An 18,443-nucleotide genomic window follows, 5' to 3' on the forward strand; every position below is an offset into this window, starting at 1 on the left:
GGCCCTGCGGCTGAATCCCCTGCTGATCTTCCCCTCGAACGACTGTGCCTTGTAAGTTCACGTGTGCATACGGTTGTTGACGTTGATGTAGGCGTGACGGGGGTTGCGGTATGGCGGGGCACAGGCCTGCGGACTGGGATGTCCTGGACTTGGACAAGGATCCGACGCCGGGTGATCCGCAGCGGGTGCGCACACTCGCGAAGACCCTGCACGACTTCGCCGACGACGTGTCCGACGCGTTGCGTCTGGTCAAGGGCATGGCGGGGGAGGGGACGCTGCTTGAGTGGGCGGGCAAGTCGGCGGATGTCTTCAAGGAGGACTTCGCGGATGTCCCGAAGAACCTCAAGAAGCTGAAGAAGTCCTATGAGATGTGCGGGGATGCGCTGGCGGACTTCTGGCCGAAGCTGGAGCGTGCGCAGTCCCTGGCGGACAAGGCCCTGCGCAAGGGGCGCGAGGCGCGCGACAGTCTCTCCTCCGCCCAGTCCCGTCTCACCTCGGCCGACTCGTGGGTGACGCGGGCCGGCAAGGAGGCGGACAAGTACAAGGACGACCCGACCGGCAGCAAAGGCGCCGAGAAGCCCGATGAGGCCAAGGTGCGGGCCGCGACCCGGGACGTCCAGCACGCCAGGTCGGCGCAGGCCAAGGCCCAGTCGGACGTATCCGACGCGCAGGACGCGCTGGCCGCTGCGAAGAAGATGGCCGCGGACGCGCGCAAGATGCGTGACGAGGCGGCCCGCGAGGCCAAGTCGAAGATCGACGAGGCGTCCGACGCGGGAATCCAGAACCGGTCGTGGTGGGAGGAGGTCGGCGACTGGTTCGTCGACAACTGGGACACCATCGTCGCCGTGTGCAAGGTCGTCGTCGCCGTCGTCGGCATCGTCGCGATGATCATCGGGGGGCCGATTCTCGGCGCGATCGTGCTGATCGCGGCGGCGGTGGTGCTCGCGGACACGCTCTACAAATATTCCAAGGGGCGAGCATCCCTATGGGACGTAGGGTTCGCCGCGCTGGACTGCATACCCGGCATGAAGGGCCTCACCACCCTCGGCGGCCTCGCCAAGGGACTCAAGGGCGGAGCGGCCGCTATGAAGGGGCTCAGGGGCGGTCTGAAAGGCATGGGGCTCGCCGTGCGCGGCTTGGGCAAGAACGCCCGCGGCATGATCGCCGACGGCGCCAAGGGCGCGTACAACCGGGCCAAGAACCTCGTGCGCTCCAAGGGCAGTGACCCCATCGACATGGCGACCGGGGCCATGTACCTGCCGCAGACCGACGTGGAACTGCCAGGCCTCCTGCCGCTGGCGTTCACCCGGAGGGTCGCCTCCGACTACCGCTGCGGCTGGTGGTTCGGCCCGACATGGTCCTCCTCCGTCGACCAGCGTCTCGAAGTCGACGAGGAGGGCATCGTCTTCGTCACCGAGGACGGGCTGCTGCTTCCCTACGCCCACCCCTTGCACACGCACGACCCGGTTCTGCCCGAGGCCGGGCCCCGACTGCCGTTGACGCGTCTGGACGACGGCGGCTATCGCATCGAAGACCCGCTGACCGGTACCACCCGGCACTTCACCCGCCATACCCCTGACGGCATCGCGCTGCTGACCCGCATCACCGACCGCAACGACAACACCATCACGCTCGACTACGACGCGTCCGGCACCCCCCTCGCGCTCCGCCACTCCGGCGGTTACCACCTCAAGATCACCACCGACCTGGGCCGTGTCACCGCGCTCAGCCTCGCCGGGGCGGCCGAGGACGGCTCGGACCTCGTCGTCAAGCGCTACGGCTACACCGACGGCAACCTCACCTCGGTCACCAACTCCTCCGGTCTGCCGCTCACATTCACCTACGACGAGCGGTTGCGCATCACCTCGTGGCTGGACACGAACCACCGTCGCTATCACTACGCCTACGACGACCAGGATCGTTGTGTCGCCGAAGGTGGCGAAGCCGGACACATCGCGATCACACTGACCTACGACGGTGCCGATCCCGCCTGGCCCGACCACCGCGTCACCACCCTCACCACCACCGAGGGCGCAGTCTCCCGGTTCGTCATCGACGAGCGATGCCTGGTCGTGGCCGAGATCGATCCGCTGGGCGGCAAGGTCACCACCACCTACGACGCCCATCAGCACGTCGCGAGGACAACGGATCAACTCGGGCACAGCACCGTCTTCGTGAACAACGAAGCGGGACAGCCGGTCGAGGTGACCCGGCCCGACGGCTCTGTTGTCCGCCTGGCCTACGACAAGCGGCAATTCCCCACGACCGTCACCCTGCCGGACGGCTCCTCCTGGAGGTACACCAACGACGAGCGGGGAAACGTCACCGCCGTCACCGACCCCTCTGGCGCGACCACGCACTTCGTCCGCCGCACGGACGGCAGTCTCGTCACGGTCCGGGATGCGTCGGGCCGTACCTCCACCTACGAGAACGATGCCGCCGGTCTCCCGCTGGCAGTGACCGACGGCCTGGGCAACACCACGCGTTACGCGTACGACTCCTTCGGCCGGACGACCGCGGTGTCCGACCCGCTCGGCCACGCAACCCGCCTTGAATGGACCACAGAGGGCCTCCTGGCCCGCCGCACCTACCCGGACGGGTCGTACGAGAGCTGGGAGTACGACGGCGAGGGCAACTGCGTCCGCCACATCGACGCCGTGGGACAGACGACCACCTTCGAATACACCCACTTCGACCGGCTCAGCGCACGCATCGGACCGGACGGCGAGCGATACACCTTCACGCACGACACCCAGCTCCGCCTCGCCCAGGTGACCAACCCACAGGGGCTGACCTGGAACTACACCTACGACAAGGCCGGGCGACTCCTCGCCGAGTCCGACTTCGACGGCCGCACGGCCCGCTACACCTACGACGCGGCGGGCCGTATCACCACCCGGGTCAACGCCCTCGGCCAGAGCATCCGCTATCAGCGGGATGCGCTGGGGCAGATCATCGTCAAGGACGCGGATGGCAGGGCCACCGACTACACGTACTCGGCGAACGGTTCACTGACCTCCGCGGTGGGCCAGGACAGCAGTCTGACCGTGGAACTCGACGTGGTCGGCCGTCGCGTCAGGGAAACCGTCGACGGCCGGACCATGAGCTTCTCCTACGACACCGCCGGCAATCGGACGCTGCGCATCACCCCCTCGGGCGCCCGCAGCACGTGGGAGTACGACGCCGCGGGGCGCACTGCCCGGCTCGGCACGGCGGGTCACACCATCGACTTCGTGCACGACGCGGCAGACCGCGAAGTGATCCGCCGCATCGACGGCGCACTCACTCTCACTCGTGGCTATGACAGCCTCGACAGGCTGGTCACGCAGTCGAGCACGGCTCCCGGAGACCGCCGAATCGTGGAGCGCTCCTACGCCTACCGTCCCGACGGCCACCTCATCGGCGTCCAGGACTCCCGCACGGGCAGCCGCCGTTTCGATCTCGACGCCCAGGGCCGCGTCACCGCGGTGCACGCAGCGGGCTGGAGCGAGCGCTACGCCTACGACTCCGCGGGAAACCAGACGGAGGCTGCCTGGCCCGCACGGCATCCGGGCCATGAGGCCACCGGGCCGCGCGAGTACACCGGTACGCGGCTGAGGCGGGCAGGCGCCGTTCACTACGAGTACGACGCGCAGGGGCGCGTGGTGGTACGCCGCAAGACCCGGCTGTCCCGCAAACCCGACATCTGGCGGTACCAGTGGGATGCCGAGGATCGGCTCACCGCCGTCACCACACCGGACGGCGTCCGGTGGCGCTACACCTACGACCCGCTGGGCCGGCGGTCCGCGAAGCTCCGACTCGACGCCGACGGCACGACCGTACTGGAGCGCACCGCCTTCGCCTGGGACGGCAACACGCTGTGCGAGCAGACCACGGAGCAGCACGACGCGGGTCGGCACACCACGCTCACCTGGGACCACGAGGGGCATTCCCCCCTGAGCCAGGCCGAACGCATCTGGGTGGCCGAAGCACCCCAGGACACGATCGACGAACGCTTCTTCGCCATCGTCACGGATCTGGTCGGCACACCGACCGAACTCGTCTCCTCGGACGGGGAGGTCGCCTGGCACACCCGGTCGACTCTCTGGGGAAACACCGCCTGGAACCGTGATGCGCCGGCGTACACCCCGCTGCGCTTCCCCGGCCAGTACCACGACCCGGAGACCGGATTCCACTACAACCACCATCGGCACTACGACCCTGAGACCGCCCGCTACACAAGTCCCGATCCGCTCGGTCTGCTTCCCGCGCCCAATCCGGTCGCGTACGTCCGGAACCCGCACACCTGGTCCGACCCCCTGGGGCTCGCGCCCCTGTGTCATCAGCACGGCGGCGACACGGGCAGCCCGGACGGGGCCGGGTTGTTGCCCGGGCCGGCTCCCCAGCACGCCGTGGACATGCTGAACAAGGTGAATGCCCGGCCAGGGGGAATCGGAAAAGTCGACGGTTACCATGGCAACGCGAACTGGGGTAACAACAAGTCCGCCCTCCCCGGGGGTAAGTACAAAGAATGGGACGTCAACGCGAAGGTCGACCTCCCGCAGTGCAGCGCTCCGGGGTGCGGGAAGGAAATCAGAGGTCCCGAGCGACTTTTGACTCCGAAAGACGGCCCTGGTCCCGCCTATTACACACCGGACCATTACGGAACGTTCTACTACGTCGGCGAATTTACAGGGTGATTCAGGATGACCGGTTTTGATATCACGGGGACTTCGGAACCCTGGGCCATCTTCGTTCCCCAGGGGGAAGCCCGCGTCCATCAGCAGCTGTCAAGGCTGGAGGTCGAGGGTGGACGCGTGTACCGCTTCGAATCCAGCGACCTCATGACAGAGGAGGGGATCTACCGTTCCTTCGCCGGAATGCTGAGGTTCCCCGGATACTTCGGCAGGAACTGGGACGCCCTGGTTGATTGTCTGGACGATCTGTGCGGTGAGGTGACAGGTGGAGTCGGGATCGCGGGCGTCGTCCAGGACGCAGATCGGCTTCTGGAAGCGGAGCACTTCCCACTGTTCGTATCAGTCCTCTGCCAGGGCGCGGATCGTGCGAATTCCGCAGTGGATCTCGATGGTTTCCCTCTGGACAGGCCTGCTATTGCTGAACATTTCGTTTTTGAGTTCCGTGACTTCGATCGCGAGAAGGTGGCGTCGCAGATTGAGCAACCCGATCTGATCGTCACCACCGGGGACGGGTTCGTTGCTGCCGCTCTCGACCCCGACGAATGGCACTGAGAGCGGGCGCGGATCCAGCGCCCGTGGCACGAGCGGTCTTCGCCGCCCTCGGCGGCATCGTCGAGATCGGCGCCGTCCGCTCCACCGGCACCTGGCTGCTCGCCGACGTCTCGGTCGGAACCTTCCTCGGGCCCCGGCAGGACGACCTGGGCCGCCTCATGGAGGGCGTTCGCGCGGTCGGGCGGTTCTCCGGGGAAGTCATGGCCATCGCCGACGAGCTCGGATACTTCCGGGAGCATGAGGTGTCCGGAGCGTCTCTGCTGCTCTGGTCCGAGGGCATCGCCGGCGTCCCCCAGCCCCCGGGACGGATCGAGGACCCCGCGCTCGTGCGGCGCATGTGTCGGATCGGGGCCGATCTTCAGCTGGCGCGGTTGCTCCAGGCCCTCGTCACCGCGGCCCTGGCCGCCGGCACGGAGCCGGGGGAGGGGGCGGCGTGGATCGCGGACATCCTCCGTGGCGCATGCCGACTCGCCGAACCCGTGGACCCCCGTACCACCCCCGCCGACATCCACCGTATGTGGCGTGTCGCCCACCTGCCTGGCATCCTGCGGCCGGACTCGGAGGCGCCCGAGTGGGGGAAGGCGGGCCACCGGGCCTACGACGTGGACCTGGAGCGGCTCTTCCAAGGGTGAGGGACGGACCCGGGGAGGGCTCAGCGGCCGGCCGGTTTGACCTTCGTCACCCCCGGGGTATTCTCCTCGGCTCGATTGGCGTCGCCCCTGCCCCATATGGCAGACTGTCCGAGTTGCTCGGTCGAGTGTTGATGCTGCGCGCCTCCCGCCGGGAGGACCGGAAGCGAGTCCCACAGTACTCGTCGCCCTAACTGCCACCACGGCAGCGCTGGGGCGGACGTACGGGAATCTTTCGGGAAGTGTCAGTGCGGCGCCGGCCAGGCACCCGGTGGGCCTTCAGCCCCCGGCTCGCGGTTCCGGCAGGGCCGTGCGCAATCCCGCAGGGATGCTCGAACAAGGGGCATCTGTGTCAGCGAGAGTGCGACACGCCCGACCGCGTGGGTCGGAGGAGCAAAGGCAGCAACAGGGATCCACCGGGTTCCAGAGCGTTAGAGAGACAGGACTACTGAGTAGCCATGGCGGGACAGAAGATCCGCATCCGGCTCAAGGCCTACGACCACGAGGTCATCGACTCTTCGGCGAAGAAGATCGTCGAGACGGTGACTCGCACTGGTGCGTCGGTCGCGGGCCCGGTGCCGCTGCCCACTGAGAAGAACGTGTACTGCGTCATCAAGTCGCCGCACAAGTACAAGGACTCGCGCGAGCACTTCGAGATGCGCACGCACAAGCGCCTGATCGACATCCTCGACCCGACCCCCAAGACCGTTGACTCTCTGATGCGACTCGACCTCCCGGCCGGTGTCGACATCGAGATCAAGCTCTGAGGCCGGTGATCTGAACGATGGCTAAGCAGATCAAGGGCATCCTGGGCGAGAAGCTCGGCATGACGCAGGTGTGGGACGCGAACAACCGTGTTGTTCCGGTCACCGTCGTCAAGGCCGGCCCCAACGTCGTCACCCAGGTCCGCACGAACGACGTCGACGGCTACGAGTCCGTCCAGATCGCGTTCGGCGAGATCGACCCGCGCAAGGTGAACAAGCCCCTCAAGGGCCACTTCGCCAAGGCCGACGTCACTCCCCGCCGCCACCTCGTCGAGATCCGTACCGCTGACGCCAGCGAGTACACCCTCGGCCAGGAGATCACCGCTGAGGTGTTCGAGGCCGGCATCAAGGTCGACGTGACCGGCAAGAGCAAGGGCAAGGGCTTCGCCGGTGTCATGAAGCGTCACAACTTCAAGGGCCTCGGCGCCGGACACGGCACCCAGCGCAAGCACCGCTCCCCCGGCTCCATCGGTGGCTGCGCCACCCCGGGCCGTGTGTTCAAGGGCCTCCGCATGGCGGGTCGCATGGGCAACGAGCGGGTCACCACCCAGAACCTGACCGTCCACGCCGTTGACGCGGAGAAGGGTCTGCTGCTCATCAAGGGCGCGGTTCCCGGTCCGAACGGCGGCCTCGTCCTGGTCCGCACCGCGGCCAAGGGGGCCTGAGGTAATGAGCACTGTTGACATCCTTTCGCCGGCGGGCGACAAGGCCGGTTCCGTCGAGCTCCCCGCGGAGATCTTCGACGTCGAAAAGGTCAGCATCCCGCTGATCCACCAGGTCGTCGTCGCGCAGCTGGCCGCTGCCCGTCAGGGCACGCACAAGACCAAGACCCGTGGCGAGGTCCGCGGCGGTGGCAAGAAGCCGTACCGCCAGAAGGGCACCGGTCGCGCCCGTCAGGGTTCGACCCGCGCGCCGCAGTTCGCCGGTGGTGGCGTCGTGCACGGTCCCGTGCCGCGTGACTACTCGCAGCGGACCCCGAAGAAAATGAAGGCCGCGGCCCTGCGCCACGCCCTCACCGACCGGGCCCGCCACAACCGCATCCACGTCGTCTCCGGCGTGGTCGAGGGCGAGACCCCCTCCACGAAGGCCGCCAAGACGCTGTTCGGCAAGATCTCGGAGCGCAAGAACCTGCTCCTGGTCGTCGACCGCGCCGACGAGGCCGCGTGGCTGTCCGCCCGCAACCTGCCCCAGATCCACATCCTGGAGCCGGGCCAGCTGAACACGTACGACGTTCTCGTCTCGGACGACGTGGTCTTCACCCAGGCCGCCTTCGAGTCCTTCGTGTCCGGCCCGAAGGCCAATGACACCGAAGGGAGCGAGGTCTGATGGCTATCCGTCACCCCGCTATCGCCTCCAAGGCGGCGAAGAAGGCCAAGGCCGCGCGCGTCGCCAAGGCGCGCCGCCACGCCGCCGAGGGCAAGAACACCGTCGAGACCCCGCTGAGCAAGTCCTTCACGGACCCCCGTGACGTGCTGCTCAAGCCGGTCGTCTCCGAGAAGAGCTACGCGCTCCTCGACGAGGGCAAGTACACGTTCATCGTGGACCCGAGCGCCAACAAGACCCAGATCAAGCAGGCCGTGCAGTCGGTCTTCTCGGTCAAGGTCACCGGGGTCAACACGATCAACCGCCAGGGCAAGCGCAAGCGGACCCGCACCGGCTTCGGCCAGCGCGCGTCCACCAAGCGCGCGATCGTGACCCTCGCTGAGGGCGACCGTATCGACATCTTCGGCGGTCCGACCGCCTAAGGGCGGTCCGGATCGTCCGATATCGGACGAGGACTGAGAAATGGGAATCCGCAAGTACAAGCCGACTACGCCGGGCCGTCGTGGCTCCAGCGTCGCCGACTTCGTCGAGGTCACGCGGTCCACGCCGGAGAAGTCGTTGGTCCGCCCCCTGCACAGCAAGGGTGGCCGTAACAACTCCGGTCGTGTGACCGTCCGCCACCAGGGCGGTGGCCACAAGCGCGCCTACCGCGTGATCGACTTCCGTCGTCACGACAAGGACGGCGTGCCGGCGAAGGTCGCGCACATCGAGTACGACCCCAACCGCACCGCGCGCATCGCGCTCCTGCACTACGCGGACGGCGAGAAGCGCTACATCCTCGCGCCGCGTGGCCTGAGCCAGGGCGACCGCGTCGAGAACGGTCCCGGGGCCGACATCAAGCCGGGCAACAACCTTGCCCTGCGCAACATCCCGGTCGGTACCACGCTGCACGCCATCGAGCTGCGTCCGGGCGGCGGTGCGAAGTTCGCCCGCTCCGCCGGCGCCTCGGTGCAGCTGCTCGCGAAGGAGGGCTCGATGGCCCACCTCCGCATGCCGTCCGGTGAGATCCGCCTGGTCGACCAGCGCTGCCGCGCCACGGTCGGCGAGGTGGGCAACGCCGAGCAGAGCAACATCAACTGGGGTAAGGCGGGCCGTAAGCGCTGGCTGGGCGTTCGCCCGACCGTGCGTGGTGTGGTCATGAACCCGGTGGACCACCCGCACGGTGGTGGCGAAGGCCGTACCTCGGGTGGTCGCCACCCGGTGTCCCCCTGGGGCAAGAAGGAAGGCCGTACTCGTTCGCCCAAGAAGGCGTCGAACAAGTACATCGTCCGCCGCCGCAAGACGAACAAGAAGCGCTAAGGACGGGTTGAGATGCCTCGTAGCTTGAAGAAGGGGCCCTTCGTCGACGACCACCTGATCAAGAAGGTGGACGCCCAGAACGAAGCCGGCACCAAGAACGTCATCAAGACCTGGTCCCGTCGCTCCATGATCGTGCCGGCCATGCTCGGCCACACGCTCGCGGTGCACAACGGCAAGACCCACATTCCGGTGTTCGTCACCGAGTCGATGGTCGGCCACAAGCTCGGCGAGTTCTCGCCGACGCGCACCTTCCGGGGTCACGTCAAGGACGACCGGAAGTCGAAGCGCCGCTAAGCGCGGGGTGGAATGACCATGACAGACACTGGAAGGACAACCATGGAAGCCAGGGCCCAGGCGCGGTACATCCGCGTCACGCCCATGAAGGCCCGCCGCGTGGTGGACCTCATCCGTGGCCTCGACGCCACGGAGGCTCAGGCGGTCCTGCGTTTCGCCCCGCAGGCCGCGAGCCAGCCGGTCGGCAAGGTGCTTGACAGCGCCATCGCCAACGCCGCGCACAACTACGACCACACCGATGTCGACAGCCTCTTCGTCTCCGAGGCCTACGTCGACGAGGGCCCGACCCTGAAGCGGTTCCGTCCGCGTGCCCAGGGCCGCGCCTACCGGATCCGCAAGCGGACCAGCCACATCACCGTGGTCGTCAGCAGCAAGGAAGGAACCCGGTAATGGGCCAGAAGGTAAACCCGCACGGGTTCCGGCTCGGTGTCACGACCGACTTCAAGTCGCGTTGGTACGCCGACAAGCTGTACAAGGACTACGTCAAGGAAGACGTCGCCATCCGTCGGATGATGACGTCCGGCATGGAGCGCGCCGGCATCTCCAAGGTCGAGATCGAGCGCACCCGTGACCGTGTGCGTGTGGACATCCACACCGCTCGTCCGGGCATCGTCATCGGCCGCCGTGGCGCCGAGGCCGACCGCATCCGCGGTGACCTCGAGAAGCTCACGGGCAAGCAGGTCCAGCTGAACATCCTCGAGGTCAAAAACCCCGAGACCGACGCTCAGCTGGTTGCCCAGGCCGTCGCCGAGCAGCTCTCCTCCCGCGTCTCCTTCCGCCGCGCCATGCGTAAGAGCATGCAGTCGGCGATGAAGGCCGGCGCCAAGGGCATCAAGATCCAGTGCGGTGGCCGCCTCGGTGGCGCCGAGATGTCCCGCTCGGAGTTCTACCGCGAGGGCCGCGTGCCCCTGCACACCCTCCGCGCGAACGTGGACTACGGCTTCTTCGAGGCCAAGACGACCTTCGGCCGCATCGGCGTGAAGGTCTGGATCTACAAGGGCGACGTCAAGAACATCGCCGAGGTCCGCGCCGAGAACGCTGCGGCCCGTGCGGGTAACCGCCCGGCCCGTGGTGGCGCCGACCGCCCGGCCCGTGGTGGCCGCGGTGGCGAGCGTGGCGGGCGCGGTCGCAAGCCGCAGCAGGCTGCCGGCGCCGAGGCCCCCAAGGCCGAGGCTCCCGCCGCCGCCGCTCCGGCTGAGAGCACCGGAACGGAGGCCTGACCGTCATGCTGATCCCCCGTAGGGTCAAGCACCGCAAGCAGCACCACCCCAAGCGCAACGGCATGTCCAAGGGTGGCACGCAGGTCGCGTTCGGCGAGTACGGCATCCAGGCGCTGACCCCGGCGTACGTGACGAACCGCCAGATCGAGGCCGCTCGTATCGCCATGACCCGCCACATCAAGCGTGGCGGCAAGGTCTGGATCAACATCTACCCGGACCGCCCCCTCACCAAGAAGCCCGCCGAGACCCGCATGGGTTCCGGTAAGGGTTCTCCTGAGTGGTGGATCGCCAACGTCAAGCCCGGACGCGTGATGTTCGAGCTGTCGTACCCCAACGAGAAGATCGCGCGCGAGGCCCTGACCCGTGCGGCTCACAAGCTGCCGATGAAGTGCAAGATCGTCAAGCGCGAGGCAGGTGAAGCGTGATGTCGGCCGGTACCAAGGCGTCCGAGCTGCGCGAGCTGGGCAACGAGGAGCTGCTCAACAAGCTCCGCGAGGCCAAGGAAGAGCTGTTCAACCTCCGCTTCCAGGCGGCGACGGGCCAGCTCGAGAACCACGGCCGGCTCAAGGCCGTCCGTAAGGACATCGCGCGGATCTACACCCTGATGCGTGAGCGCGAGCTGGGCATCGAGACGGTGGAGAGCGCCTGATGAGCGAGAGCAACGTGACTGAAGAGACCAAGACGGACCGCGGCTTCCGCAAGACCCGTGAGGGTCTGGTCGTCAGCGACAAGATGGACAAGACCGTCGTCGTCGCCGTCGAGGACCGCGTCAAGCACGCGCTGTACGGCAAGGTCATCCGCCGTACGAGCAAGCTCAAGGCCCACGACGAGCAGAACGCCGCGGGTGTCGGCGACCGCGTCCTCCTCATGGAGACCCGGCCGCTGTCCGCGACGAAGCGCTGGCGCGTCGTCGAGATCCTCGAGAAGGCCAAGTAATTCCCGTCAGAGAATTCCAACGGCAAGCACATCCCTCCTAGGGGGACTCCCTAGGAATCGTTCCGCCAGGCTCGGGGAGACGCGTGAGTCATTCACGCTTCTCCCCGGGAACCGGCAGACAATCAGGAGATAGACGTGATCCAGCAGGAGTCGCGACTGCGTGTCGCCGACAACACTGGTGCGAAGGAAATCCTTTGCATCCGTGTGCTCGGTGGCTCCGGTCGCCGCTACGCGGGTATCGGTGACGTCATCGTCGCCACCGTCAAGGACGCGATCCCCGGTGGCAACGTGAAGAAGGGTGACGTCGTCAAGGCGGTCATCGTTCGCACCGTCAAGGAGCGCCGCCGTCCGGACGGCTCGTACATCCGCTTCGACGAGAACGCCGCCGTCATTCTCAAGAACGACGGCGACCCTCGCGGCACCCGTATCTTCGGCCCCGTCGGCCGTGAGCTGCGCGAGAAGAAGTTCATGAAGATCATCTCGCTCGCGCCGGAGGTGCTGTAAGCATGAAGATCAAGAAGGGCGACCTGGTCCAGGTCATCACCGGTAAGGACAAGGGCAAGCAGGGCAAGGTCATTGCCGCTTACCCGCGCGACGAGCGCGTCCTGGTCGAGGGTGTCAACCGGGTCAAGAAGCACACCAAGGCCGGTCCGACGGCTCGCGGTTCGCAGGCCGGCGGCATCGTCACCACCGAGGCGCCGATCCACGTCTCCAACGTCCAGCTGGTCGTGGAGAAGGACGGCAACAAGGTCGTGACCCGCGTCGGTTACCGCTTCGACGACGAAGGCAACAAGATCCGCGTTGCCAAGCGGACGGGTGAGGACATCTGATGACGACCACCACCAGCCCGCGTCTGAAGCAGAAGTACCGTGACGAGATCACGGGCAAGCTGCGTGACGAGTTCAAGTACGAGAACGTCATGCAGATCCCCGGTCTCGTCAAGATCGTGGTCAACATGGGTGTGGGCGACGCCGCCCGCGACTCCAAGCTGATCGAGGGTGCCATCAAGGACCTCACCACGATCACCGGTCAGAAGCCGGCCGTCACCAAGGCCCGCAAGTCCATCGCGCAGTTCAAGCTGCGTGAGGGCCAGCCGATCGGTGCCCACGTCACGCTTCGTGGCGACCGCATGTGGGAGTTCCTGGACCGCACCCTGTCGCTCGCGCTGCCGCGCATCCGCGACTTCCGCGGCCTGTCCCCCAAGCAGTTCGACGGCCGTGGCAACTACACCTTCGGTCTCACGGAGCAGGTCATGTTCCACGAGATCGACCAGGACAAGATCGACCGCACCCGGGGTATGGACATCACCGTGGTGACCACGGCGACCAACGACGCTGAGGGCCGCGCGCTCCTTCGTCACCTCGGCTTCCCCTTCAAGGAGGCGTGAGCGAGATGGCGAAGAAGGCTCTGATCGCTAAGGCTGCTCGCAAGCCCAAGTTCGGTGTGCGTGGCTACACCCGTTGCCAGCGCTGCGGCCGCCCGCACTCCGTGTACCGCAAGTTCGGCCTCTGCCGCGTGTGCCTTCGTGAGATGGCTCACCGTGGCGAGCTGCCGGGCGTGACCAAGAGCTCCTGGTAATCCCCCTAATAAGGGATTCGCAGGGCTCTCGGTAAGCACGTAGGGGTGGCAGGACGCCCGGCCCGCATGGCTTAGGCTTGTGGGGTTGGGCGTCTGCCGCCGCCCGTACGCCGCGGACACCCGTCCGCTCATTGAATGCTTACTACGCCGTAGGTCCACCGCGCCGCACCCGTCCCGTCTCGGATCGGGGAGAGGGATGGCGCACCAGGAAACCCCGGCGAGAGAGGCCGAAGGCCAATTCATGACCATGACTGATCCGATCGCAGACATGCTGACGCGTCTGCGGAACGCGAACTCGGCATACCACGACTCCGTGACGATGCCGGCGTCCAAGATCAAGTCGCACATCGCGGAGATCCTCCAGCAGGAGGGCTTCATCACGGGCTGGAAGGTCGAGGACGCCGAGGTCGGCAAGAACCTCGTCCTGGAGCTGAAGTTCGGCCCCAACCGTGAGCGCTCCATCGCGGGCATCAAGCGGATCTCCAAGCCCGGTCTCCGGGTGTACGCGAAGTCCACCAACCTGCCGAAGGTTCTGGGCGGCCTGGGCGTGGCCATCATCTCCACGTCCCACGGTCTCCTGACCGACAAGCAGGCGCAGAAGAAGGGCGTGGGTGGGGAAGTCCTCGCCTACGTCTGGTAATTCGGGAACGGAGGAGAGACAGCAATGTCGCGTATCGGCAAGCTCCCCATCCCGGTTCCCGCCGGCGTGGACGTCACCATCGACGGCCGTACGGTCTCGGTCAAGGGCCCCAAGGGCGAACTGACCCACACCGTCATCGCGCCGATCGACATCGCGAAGGCCGAGGACGGCACCCTTCAGGTGCTGCGGCCGAACGACGAGCGGCAGAGCAAGGCCCTGCACGGCCTGTCCCGCACGCTGGTGGCGAACATGATCACCGGTGTGACCACGGGATACGTCAAGAAGCTCGAAATCAGCGGTGTCGGCTACCGTGTCCTGGCCAAGGGCTCCAACCTGGAGTTCTCCCTGGGCTACAGCCACCCGATCCTGGTCGAGGCCCCCGAGGGCATCACCTTCAAGGTGGAGTCCCCGACCCGTTTCTCGGTCGAGGGCATCGACAAGCAGAAGGTCGGCGAGGTTGCGGCCAACATCCGCAAGCTGCGCAAGCCCGACCCGTACAAGGCCAAGGGCGTCAAGTACGAGGGCGAAGTCATCCGCCGCAAGGTCGGAAAGGCGGGTAAGTAAGCCATGGCATACGGGCAGAAGATCCTTAAGGGCGACGCCTACAAGCGCGCCGCGATCAAGCGCCGCCACATTCGTATCCGTAAGCACATCAACGGTACGGCGGAGCGTCCGCGTCTGGTCGTTACCCGCTCGAACCGCCACATCGTGGCCCAGGTGATCGACGACATCAAGGGTCACACCCTTGCGTCGGCGTCCACCCTGGACACCTCGATCCGCGGTGGCGAGGGCGACAAGTCCGCGCAGGCCAAGCAGGTCGGCGCCCTGGTCGCCGAGCGCGCCAAGGCCGCCGGTGTCGAGGCCGTCGTGTTCGACCGTGGTGGTAACCAGTACGCGGGGCGCATCGCCGCCCTGGCGGACGCCGCCCGCGAGGCCGGACTCAAGTTCTGAGTCGGTTCCGTAGCTAGCGGAAACAGAGAGAGGTAATTCCAATGGCTGGACCCCAGCGCCGCGGTGGCGGTGCCGGTGGCGGCGAGCGGCGGGACCGGAAGGGCCGTGACGGCGGCGCTGCTGCCGCCGAGAAGACCGCGTACGTTGAGCGCGTTGTCGCGATCAACCGCGTCGCCAAGGTTGTGAAGGGTGGTCGTCGCTTCAGCTTCACCGCGCTGGTCGTGGTGGGCGACGGTGACGGCACCGTGGGTGTCGGATACGGCAAGGCCAAGGAGGTGCCGGCCGCCATCGCCAAGGGTGTTGAGGAGGCCAAGAAGCACTTCTTCAAGGTCCCCCGCATCCAGGGCACCATCCCGCACCCGATCACGGGTGAGAAGGCTGCCGGCGTCGTGCTGCTCAAGCCCGCGTCCCCCGGTACCGGTGTTATCGCCGGTGGCCCGGTGCGTGCCGTGCTCGAGTGCGCCGGTATCCACGACGTGCTGTCGAAGTCGCTCGGTTCGTCGAACGCGATCAACATCGTGCACGCGACCGTGGAGGCCCTGAAGGGCCTGCAGCGTCCCGAGGAGATCGCGGCCCGCCGTGGTCTGCCGCTCGAGGACGTCGCTCCCGCGGCTCTGCTGCGTGCGCGTGCCGGGGCTGGTGCTGCGTAATGGCTCAGCTCAAGATCACGCAGACGAAGTCGTACATCGGCAGCAAGCAGAACCACCGTGACACCCTGCGCTCCCTTGGTCTCAAGGGCATCAACACGCAGGTCGTCAAGGAGGATCGTCCCGAGTTCCGCGGCATGGTGCACACCGTCCGCCACCTCGTGACGGTCGAGGAGGTCGACTGATCATGGCGGAGCAGAACCCGCTCAAGATCCACAACCTCCGTCCCGCCCCGGGCGCCAAGACCGCCAAGACCCGTGTCGGTCGTGGTGAGGCGTCGAAGGGTAAGACGGCCGGTCGTGGTACCAAGGGCACGAAGGCCCGTTACCAGGTTCCGGAGCGCTTCGAGGGTGGCCAGATGCCCCTCCACATGCGTCTCCCGAAGCTGAAGGGCTTCAAGAACCCGTTCAAGACCGAGTTCCAGGTCGTGAACCTCGACAAGCTGGCCGCGCTCTACCCCGAGGGTGGCGAGGTCACCGTCGAGGGTCTGGTGGCCAAGGGGGCCGTTCGCAAGAACAGCCTCGTCAAGGTCCTCGGCCAGGGCGAGATCTCCGTGGCGCTGCAGGTGACGGTCGACGCCGTCTCCGGCTCCGCCAAGGAGAAGATCACCGCCGCCGGCGGTTCTGTCACCGAGCTCGTCTGAACACCACAGGCGTCTCGATGACCTGAGCGATCCCGACCGGGGATACCCCACAAATGGGGTATCCCCGGTCGGTCGTTCCTAGGGCGGCAGTCTCGCCGGTAAGGTGGCCTGCACTGCCCACTTTCACAGGGTGCTGCACTTCGGGCACTCTGAGCGGCAGTTGACCGTTACCCATGTCGTTGTTCTATTGGACTCTCAAGACGTCACCCTTGACGCAGTTGCGCGGGGGTCGCAGGAGGCACCGTGCTCACCGCGTTCGCCCGGGCGTTCAAGACGCCCGACCTGCGCAAGAAGCTGCTCTTCACGCTCGGCATCATCGTGGTCTACCGGGTCGGTACGCACATCCCGATCCCGGGCGTCGACTACCGGAACGTCCAGACCTGTATCGACAACGCCCAGGCCAACCAGGGCATCTTCGGCCTGGTCAACATGTTCAGCGGCGGCGCGCTGCTGCAGATCACGATCTTCGCGCTGGGCATCATGCCGTACATCACGGCGAGCATCATTCTGCAGCTGCTGACCGTGGTGATCCCGCGTCTGGAAGCCCTGAAGAAGGAGGGCCAGGCCGGTACGGCGAAGATCACGCAGTACACCCGTTACCTGACGATCGCCCTCGCCATCCTTCAGGGCACCGGCCTCGTGGCCACCGCCCGCAGCGGCGCTCTCTTCACGGGCTGCCCGGTGGCCAGCCAGATCGTCCCCGACCAGTCGATCTTCGTCACGATCACCATGGTCATCACGATGACCGCCGGTACGGCGGCCGTGATGTGGCTCGGCGAGCTCATCACCGACCGCGGCATCGGCAACGGCATGTCGATCCTGATGTTCATCTCGATCGCGGCCACCTTCCCGTCCGCCCTGTGGGCCATCAAGACGCAGGGCTCCCTGGCCGGCGGCTGGATCGAGTTCGGCACGGTCATCCTGGTCGGCTTCGCCATGGTCGGCCTGGTGGTCTTCGTCGAGCAGGCCCAGCGCCGCATCCCGGTGCAGTACGCCAAGCGCATGATCGGCCGTCGCTCCTACGGCGGTACGTCCACGTACATCCCGCTCAAGGTGAACCAGGCGGGTGTGATCCCCGTCATCTTCGCCTCGTCGCTGCTCTACATCCCGGCGCTGATCGCTCAGTTCGCGGGAGGCACTTCGGGCTGGAAGACCTGGATCGAGCAACACTTCGTCAAGGGCGACCACCCGTACTACATCATTTCGTACTTCCTGCTGATCGTTTTCTTCGCGTTCTTCTATGTGGCGATCTCCTTCAACCCCGAGGAAGTCGCCGACAACATGAAGAAGTATGGTGGCTTCATCCCGGGCATCCGGGCTGGCCGACCGACCGCTGAGTACCTGAGCTACGTACTCAACCGGATCACCTGGCCGGGTTCGCTGTACTTGGGACTGATCGCTCTCGTGCCGACGATGGCGTTGGCAGGTTTCGGGGCAAACCAGAACTTCCCGTTCGGCGGGACCAGCATCCTGATCATCGTGGGTGTCGGTCTCGAGACCGTGAAGCAAATCGAGAGCCAGCTCCAGCAGCGCAATTACGAAGGGTTCCTCCGCTGATGCGTATCGTCCTCGTCGGGCCGCCGGGCGCCGGTAAGGGAACGCAGGCCGCGTTCCTGGCACGAAACCTGTCGATCCCGCACATCTCCACGGGCGACCTGTTCCGGGCCAACATCAGCCGGCAGACGGAACTCGGCAAACTGGCGAAGTCCTACATGGACGCGGGCAACCTGGTGCCGGACGAGGTCACCATCGCCATGGCGAAGGACCGCATGGAGCAGCCGGACGCCGAGAACGGTTTCCTGCTGGACGGCTTCCCGCGCAACGTCTCGCAGGCGGAGGCGCTCGACGAGCTCCTCGAGACCGAGAGCATGCAGCTGGACGCGGTGCTGGACCTGGAGGTCCCCGAGGACGAGGTCGTCAAGCGGATCGCCGGCCGGCGCATCTGCCGCAACGACTCCTCGCACGTCTTCCACGTGACGTACAAGCAGCCGGCCAAGGACGGCGTCTGCGACGTCTGCGGCGGCGAGCTGTACCAGCGCAATGACGACTCCGAGGAGACGGTGCGCACGCGCCTGGAGGTCTACCACACCCAGACCGAGCCGATCATCGACTACTACAAGGCCCAGGGCCTGGTGGTCACGATCTCCGCGCTCGGCAAGGTGGAGGACGTCACGACCCGCGCCATGGAGGCGCTGAAGCGTGGCGAGGGCGACAAGTAGTCGTCCGTACGCAGCTACGGCCGCGGTTCCCCTCGGGGTGCCGCGGCTGCTGTGTGGGTGGGGCCGGTCGAG

At 66.5% G+C, this 18,443-nt stretch carries 26 protein-coding genes; all 26 read left to right on the forward strand.

Annotation, left to right across the window (positions count from 1 at the left end):
• Positions 1-149: 149 nt before the first annotated feature.
• The 26 genes from ACFY5B_RS18570 to ACFY5B_RS18695 all read left to right on the forward strand — a co-directional run bounded on the left by ACFY5B_RS18570 (position 150) and on the right by ACFY5B_RS18695 (position 18,371).
• Entirely contained in the window at positions 150-4,679 is a 4,530-nt protein-coding gene (locus ACFY5B_RS18570; RefSeq protein WP_389970216.1) for a DUF6531 domain-containing protein, read from the forward strand.
• Positions 4,680-4,685: 6 nt separating this feature from the next.
• Entirely contained in the window at positions 4,686-5,228 is a 543-nt protein-coding gene (locus ACFY5B_RS18575; RefSeq protein WP_389970219.1) for a barstar family protein, read from the forward strand.
• A 23-nt stretch (positions 5,229-5,251) separates the two neighbouring features.
• Positions 5,252-5,860, forward strand: a complete 609-nt coding sequence (locus tag ACFY5B_RS18580) for a hypothetical protein (RefSeq protein WP_389970221.1) — start codon at positions 5,252-5,254, stop codon at positions 5,858-5,860.
• 455 nt (positions 5,861-6,315) lie between these two features.
• Positions 6,316-6,624 (forward strand): 30S ribosomal protein S10, encoded by a 309-nt coding sequence (gene rpsJ, locus ACFY5B_RS18585; protein ID WP_003948644.1) that lies wholly within the window; start codon positions 6,316-6,318, stop codon positions 6,622-6,624.
• Between the two features lie 17 nt (positions 6,625-6,641).
• Entirely contained in the window at positions 6,642-7,286 is a 645-nt protein-coding gene (gene rplC / locus ACFY5B_RS18590; RefSeq protein WP_033308969.1) for a 50S ribosomal protein L3, read from the forward strand.
• Between the two features lie 4 nt (positions 7,287-7,290).
• Positions 7,291-7,947 carry a 50S ribosomal protein L4 gene (gene rplD / locus ACFY5B_RS18595; RefSeq protein WP_033308968.1) on the forward strand — a complete coding sequence of 219 codons (657 nt, stop codon included), beginning with the start codon at positions 7,291-7,293 and terminating at the stop codon, positions 7,945-7,947.
• On the forward strand, positions 7,947-8,366 hold the full coding sequence (rplW, locus tag ACFY5B_RS18600; protein ID WP_033308967.1) for a 50S ribosomal protein L23: 420 nt from the start codon (positions 7,947-7,949) through the stop codon (positions 8,364-8,366). Before rplD ends, rplW begins: the two co-directional genes overlap by 1 nt.
• A 40-nt stretch (positions 8,367-8,406) precedes the next feature.
• On the forward strand, positions 8,407-9,243 hold the full coding sequence (rplB, locus tag ACFY5B_RS18605) for a 50S ribosomal protein L2 (RefSeq protein WP_031141294.1): 837 nt from the start codon (positions 8,407-8,409) through the stop codon (positions 9,241-9,243).
• 12 nt (positions 9,244-9,255) lie between these two features.
• Entirely contained in the window at positions 9,256-9,537 is a 282-nt protein-coding gene (gene rpsS / locus ACFY5B_RS18610) for a 30S ribosomal protein S19 (RefSeq protein WP_003992359.1), read from the forward strand.
• 42 nt (positions 9,538-9,579) lie between these two features.
• Positions 9,580-9,927 (forward strand): 50S ribosomal protein L22, encoded by a 348-nt coding sequence (rplV, locus tag ACFY5B_RS18615; protein ID WP_053674521.1) that lies wholly within the window; start codon positions 9,580-9,582, stop codon positions 9,925-9,927.
• Complete coding sequence (rpsC, locus tag ACFY5B_RS18620; protein ID WP_030317320.1) at positions 9,927-10,757, forward strand: 30S ribosomal protein S3; 831 nt, start codon at positions 9,927-9,929, stop codon at positions 10,755-10,757. The genes rplV and rpsC overlap by 1 nt, the downstream gene beginning before the upstream one ends.
• 5 nt (positions 10,758-10,762) lie before the next feature.
• Entirely contained in the window at positions 10,763-11,182 is a 420-nt protein-coding gene (gene rplP, locus ACFY5B_RS18625; RefSeq protein WP_003992362.1) for a 50S ribosomal protein L16, read from the forward strand.
• Positions 11,182-11,406 carry a 50S ribosomal protein L29 gene (gene rpmC / locus ACFY5B_RS18630; protein WP_010036720.1) on the forward strand — a complete coding sequence of 75 codons (225 nt, stop codon included), beginning with the start codon at positions 11,182-11,184 and terminating at the stop codon, positions 11,404-11,406. The genes rplP and rpmC overlap by 1 nt, the downstream gene beginning before the upstream one ends.
• A complete protein-coding gene (gene rpsQ, locus ACFY5B_RS18635; protein WP_030839660.1) occupies positions 11,406-11,693 on the forward strand; it encodes a 30S ribosomal protein S17 in 288 nt (95 codons plus the stop codon). Before rpmC ends, rpsQ begins: the two co-directional genes overlap by 1 nt.
• Positions 11,694-11,828: 135 nt before the next feature.
• Complete coding sequence (rplN, locus tag ACFY5B_RS18640; RefSeq protein ID WP_003998823.1) at positions 11,829-12,197, forward strand: 50S ribosomal protein L14; 369 nt, start codon at positions 11,829-11,831, stop codon at positions 12,195-12,197.
• A 2-nt stretch (positions 12,198-12,199) separates the two neighbouring features.
• Entirely contained in the window at positions 12,200-12,523 is a 324-nt protein-coding gene (gene rplX / locus ACFY5B_RS18645) for a 50S ribosomal protein L24 (protein ID WP_053674523.1), read from the forward strand.
• A complete protein-coding gene (rplE, locus tag ACFY5B_RS18650; RefSeq protein ID WP_362234540.1) occupies positions 12,523-13,080 on the forward strand; it encodes a 50S ribosomal protein L5 in 558 nt (185 codons plus the stop codon). Before rplX ends, rplE begins: the two co-directional genes overlap by 1 nt.
• Before the next feature lie 5 nt (positions 13,081-13,085).
• The gene (locus ACFY5B_RS18655) at positions 13,086-13,271 is read left to right on the forward strand and encodes a type Z 30S ribosomal protein S14 (protein ID WP_003948630.1); all 186 of its coding nucleotides are present in this window, start codon (positions 13,086-13,088) and stop codon (positions 13,269-13,271) included.
• A 241-nt stretch (positions 13,272-13,512) separates the two neighbouring features.
• The gene (gene rpsH, locus ACFY5B_RS18660; RefSeq protein WP_030839654.1) at positions 13,513-13,911 is read left to right on the forward strand and encodes a 30S ribosomal protein S8; all 399 of its coding nucleotides are present in this window, start codon (positions 13,513-13,515) and stop codon (positions 13,909-13,911) included.
• 24 nt (positions 13,912-13,935) lie between these two features.
• Positions 13,936-14,475, forward strand: coding sequence for a 50S ribosomal protein L6 (gene rplF / locus ACFY5B_RS18665; protein ID WP_053674524.1), 540 nt, complete (start codon positions 13,936-13,938; stop codon positions 14,473-14,475).
• Between the two features lie 3 nt (positions 14,476-14,478).
• Positions 14,479-14,862: a 50S ribosomal protein L18 gene (rplR, locus tag ACFY5B_RS18670; protein ID WP_007494754.1), complete on the forward strand. Its 384-nt coding sequence runs from the start codon at positions 14,479-14,481 to the stop codon at positions 14,860-14,862.
• 41 nt (positions 14,863-14,903) lie between these two features.
• Positions 14,904-15,512, forward strand: a complete 609-nt coding sequence (rpsE, locus tag ACFY5B_RS18675) for a 30S ribosomal protein S5 (RefSeq protein WP_030671799.1) — start codon at positions 14,904-14,906, stop codon at positions 15,510-15,512.
• On the forward strand, positions 15,512-15,694 hold the full coding sequence (gene rpmD / locus ACFY5B_RS18680) for a 50S ribosomal protein L30 (RefSeq protein ID WP_005481207.1): 183 nt from the start codon (positions 15,512-15,514) through the stop codon (positions 15,692-15,694). The genes rpsE and rpmD overlap by 1 nt, the downstream gene beginning before the upstream one ends.
• Before the next feature lie 2 nt (positions 15,695-15,696).
• The gene (gene rplO / locus ACFY5B_RS18685) at positions 15,697-16,152 is read left to right on the forward strand and encodes a 50S ribosomal protein L15 (protein ID WP_030839644.1); all 456 of its coding nucleotides are present in this window, start codon (positions 15,697-15,699) and stop codon (positions 16,150-16,152) included.
• A gap of 243 nt (positions 16,153-16,395) precedes the next feature.
• On the forward strand, positions 16,396-17,709 hold the full coding sequence (secY, locus tag ACFY5B_RS18690) for a preprotein translocase subunit SecY (protein WP_389970234.1): 1,314 nt from the start codon (positions 16,396-16,398) through the stop codon (positions 17,707-17,709).
• The gene (locus ACFY5B_RS18695) at positions 17,709-18,371 is read left to right on the forward strand and encodes an adenylate kinase (RefSeq protein WP_389970237.1); all 663 of its coding nucleotides are present in this window, start codon (positions 17,709-17,711) and stop codon (positions 18,369-18,371) included. The genes secY and ACFY5B_RS18695 overlap by 1 nt, the downstream gene beginning before the upstream one ends.
• The last annotated feature ends 72 nt before the right edge of the window (positions 18,372-18,443 follow it).

The sequence above is a fragment of the Streptomyces sp. NPDC013187 genome (assembly GCF_042899705.1).
Taxonomy (GTDB): Bacteria; Actinomycetota; Actinomycetes; order Streptomycetales; family Streptomycetaceae; genus Streptomyces; species Streptomyces hawaiiensis_A.

Bases quoted from the DNA above. Each gene is read 5' to 3' on its own strand.
- ACFY5B_RS18575 (WP_389970219.1), top strand. From the start codon at position 4,686: ATGACCGGTTTTGATATCACGGGGACTTCGGAACCCTGGGCCATCTTC.
- rpsJ (WP_003948644.1), top strand. From the start codon at position 6,316: ATGGCGGGACAGAAGATCCGCATCCGGCTCAAGGCCTACGACCACGAG.
- rplC (WP_033308969.1), top strand. From the start codon at position 6,642: ATGGCTAAGCAGATCAAGGGCATCCTGGGCGAGAAGCTCGGCATGACG.
- rplD (WP_033308968.1), top strand. From the start codon at position 7,291: ATGAGCACTGTTGACATCCTTTCGCCGGCGGGCGACAAGGCCGGTTCC.
- rplW (WP_033308967.1), top strand. From the start codon at position 7,947: ATGGCTATCCGTCACCCCGCTATCGCCTCCAAGGCGGCGAAGAAGGCC.
- rplB (WP_031141294.1), top strand. From the start codon at position 8,407: ATGGGAATCCGCAAGTACAAGCCGACTACGCCGGGCCGTCGTGGCTCC.
- rpsS (WP_003992359.1), top strand. From the start codon at position 9,256: ATGCCTCGTAGCTTGAAGAAGGGGCCCTTCGTCGACGACCACCTGATC.
- rplV (WP_053674521.1), top strand. From the start codon at position 9,580: ATGGAAGCCAGGGCCCAGGCGCGGTACATCCGCGTCACGCCCATGAAG.
- rpsC (WP_030317320.1), top strand. From the start codon at position 9,927: ATGGGCCAGAAGGTAAACCCGCACGGGTTCCGGCTCGGTGTCACGACC.
- rplP (WP_003992362.1), top strand. From the start codon at position 10,763: ATGCTGATCCCCCGTAGGGTCAAGCACCGCAAGCAGCACCACCCCAAG.
- rpmC (WP_010036720.1), top strand. From the start codon at position 11,182: ATGTCGGCCGGTACCAAGGCGTCCGAGCTGCGCGAGCTGGGCAACGAG.
- rpsQ (WP_030839660.1), top strand. From the start codon at position 11,406: ATGAGCGAGAGCAACGTGACTGAAGAGACCAAGACGGACCGCGGCTTC.
- rplX (WP_053674523.1), top strand. From the start codon at position 12,200: ATGAAGATCAAGAAGGGCGACCTGGTCCAGGTCATCACCGGTAAGGAC.
- rplE (WP_362234540.1), top strand. From the start codon at position 12,523: ATGACGACCACCACCAGCCCGCGTCTGAAGCAGAAGTACCGTGACGAG.
- ACFY5B_RS18655 (WP_003948630.1), top strand. From the start codon at position 13,086: ATGGCGAAGAAGGCTCTGATCGCTAAGGCTGCTCGCAAGCCCAAGTTC.
- rpsH (WP_030839654.1), top strand. From the start codon at position 13,513: ATGACCATGACTGATCCGATCGCAGACATGCTGACGCGTCTGCGGAAC.
- rplF (WP_053674524.1), top strand. From the start codon at position 13,936: ATGTCGCGTATCGGCAAGCTCCCCATCCCGGTTCCCGCCGGCGTGGAC.
- rplR (WP_007494754.1), top strand. From the start codon at position 14,479: ATGGCATACGGGCAGAAGATCCTTAAGGGCGACGCCTACAAGCGCGCC.
- rpsE (WP_030671799.1), top strand. From the start codon at position 14,904: ATGGCTGGACCCCAGCGCCGCGGTGGCGGTGCCGGTGGCGGCGAGCGG.
- rpmD (WP_005481207.1), top strand. From the start codon at position 15,512: ATGGCTCAGCTCAAGATCACGCAGACGAAGTCGTACATCGGCAGCAAG.
- rplO (WP_030839644.1), top strand. From the start codon at position 15,697: ATGGCGGAGCAGAACCCGCTCAAGATCCACAACCTCCGTCCCGCCCCG.
- ACFY5B_RS18695 (WP_389970237.1), top strand. From the start codon at position 17,709: ATGCGTATCGTCCTCGTCGGGCCGCCGGGCGCCGGTAAGGGAACGCAG.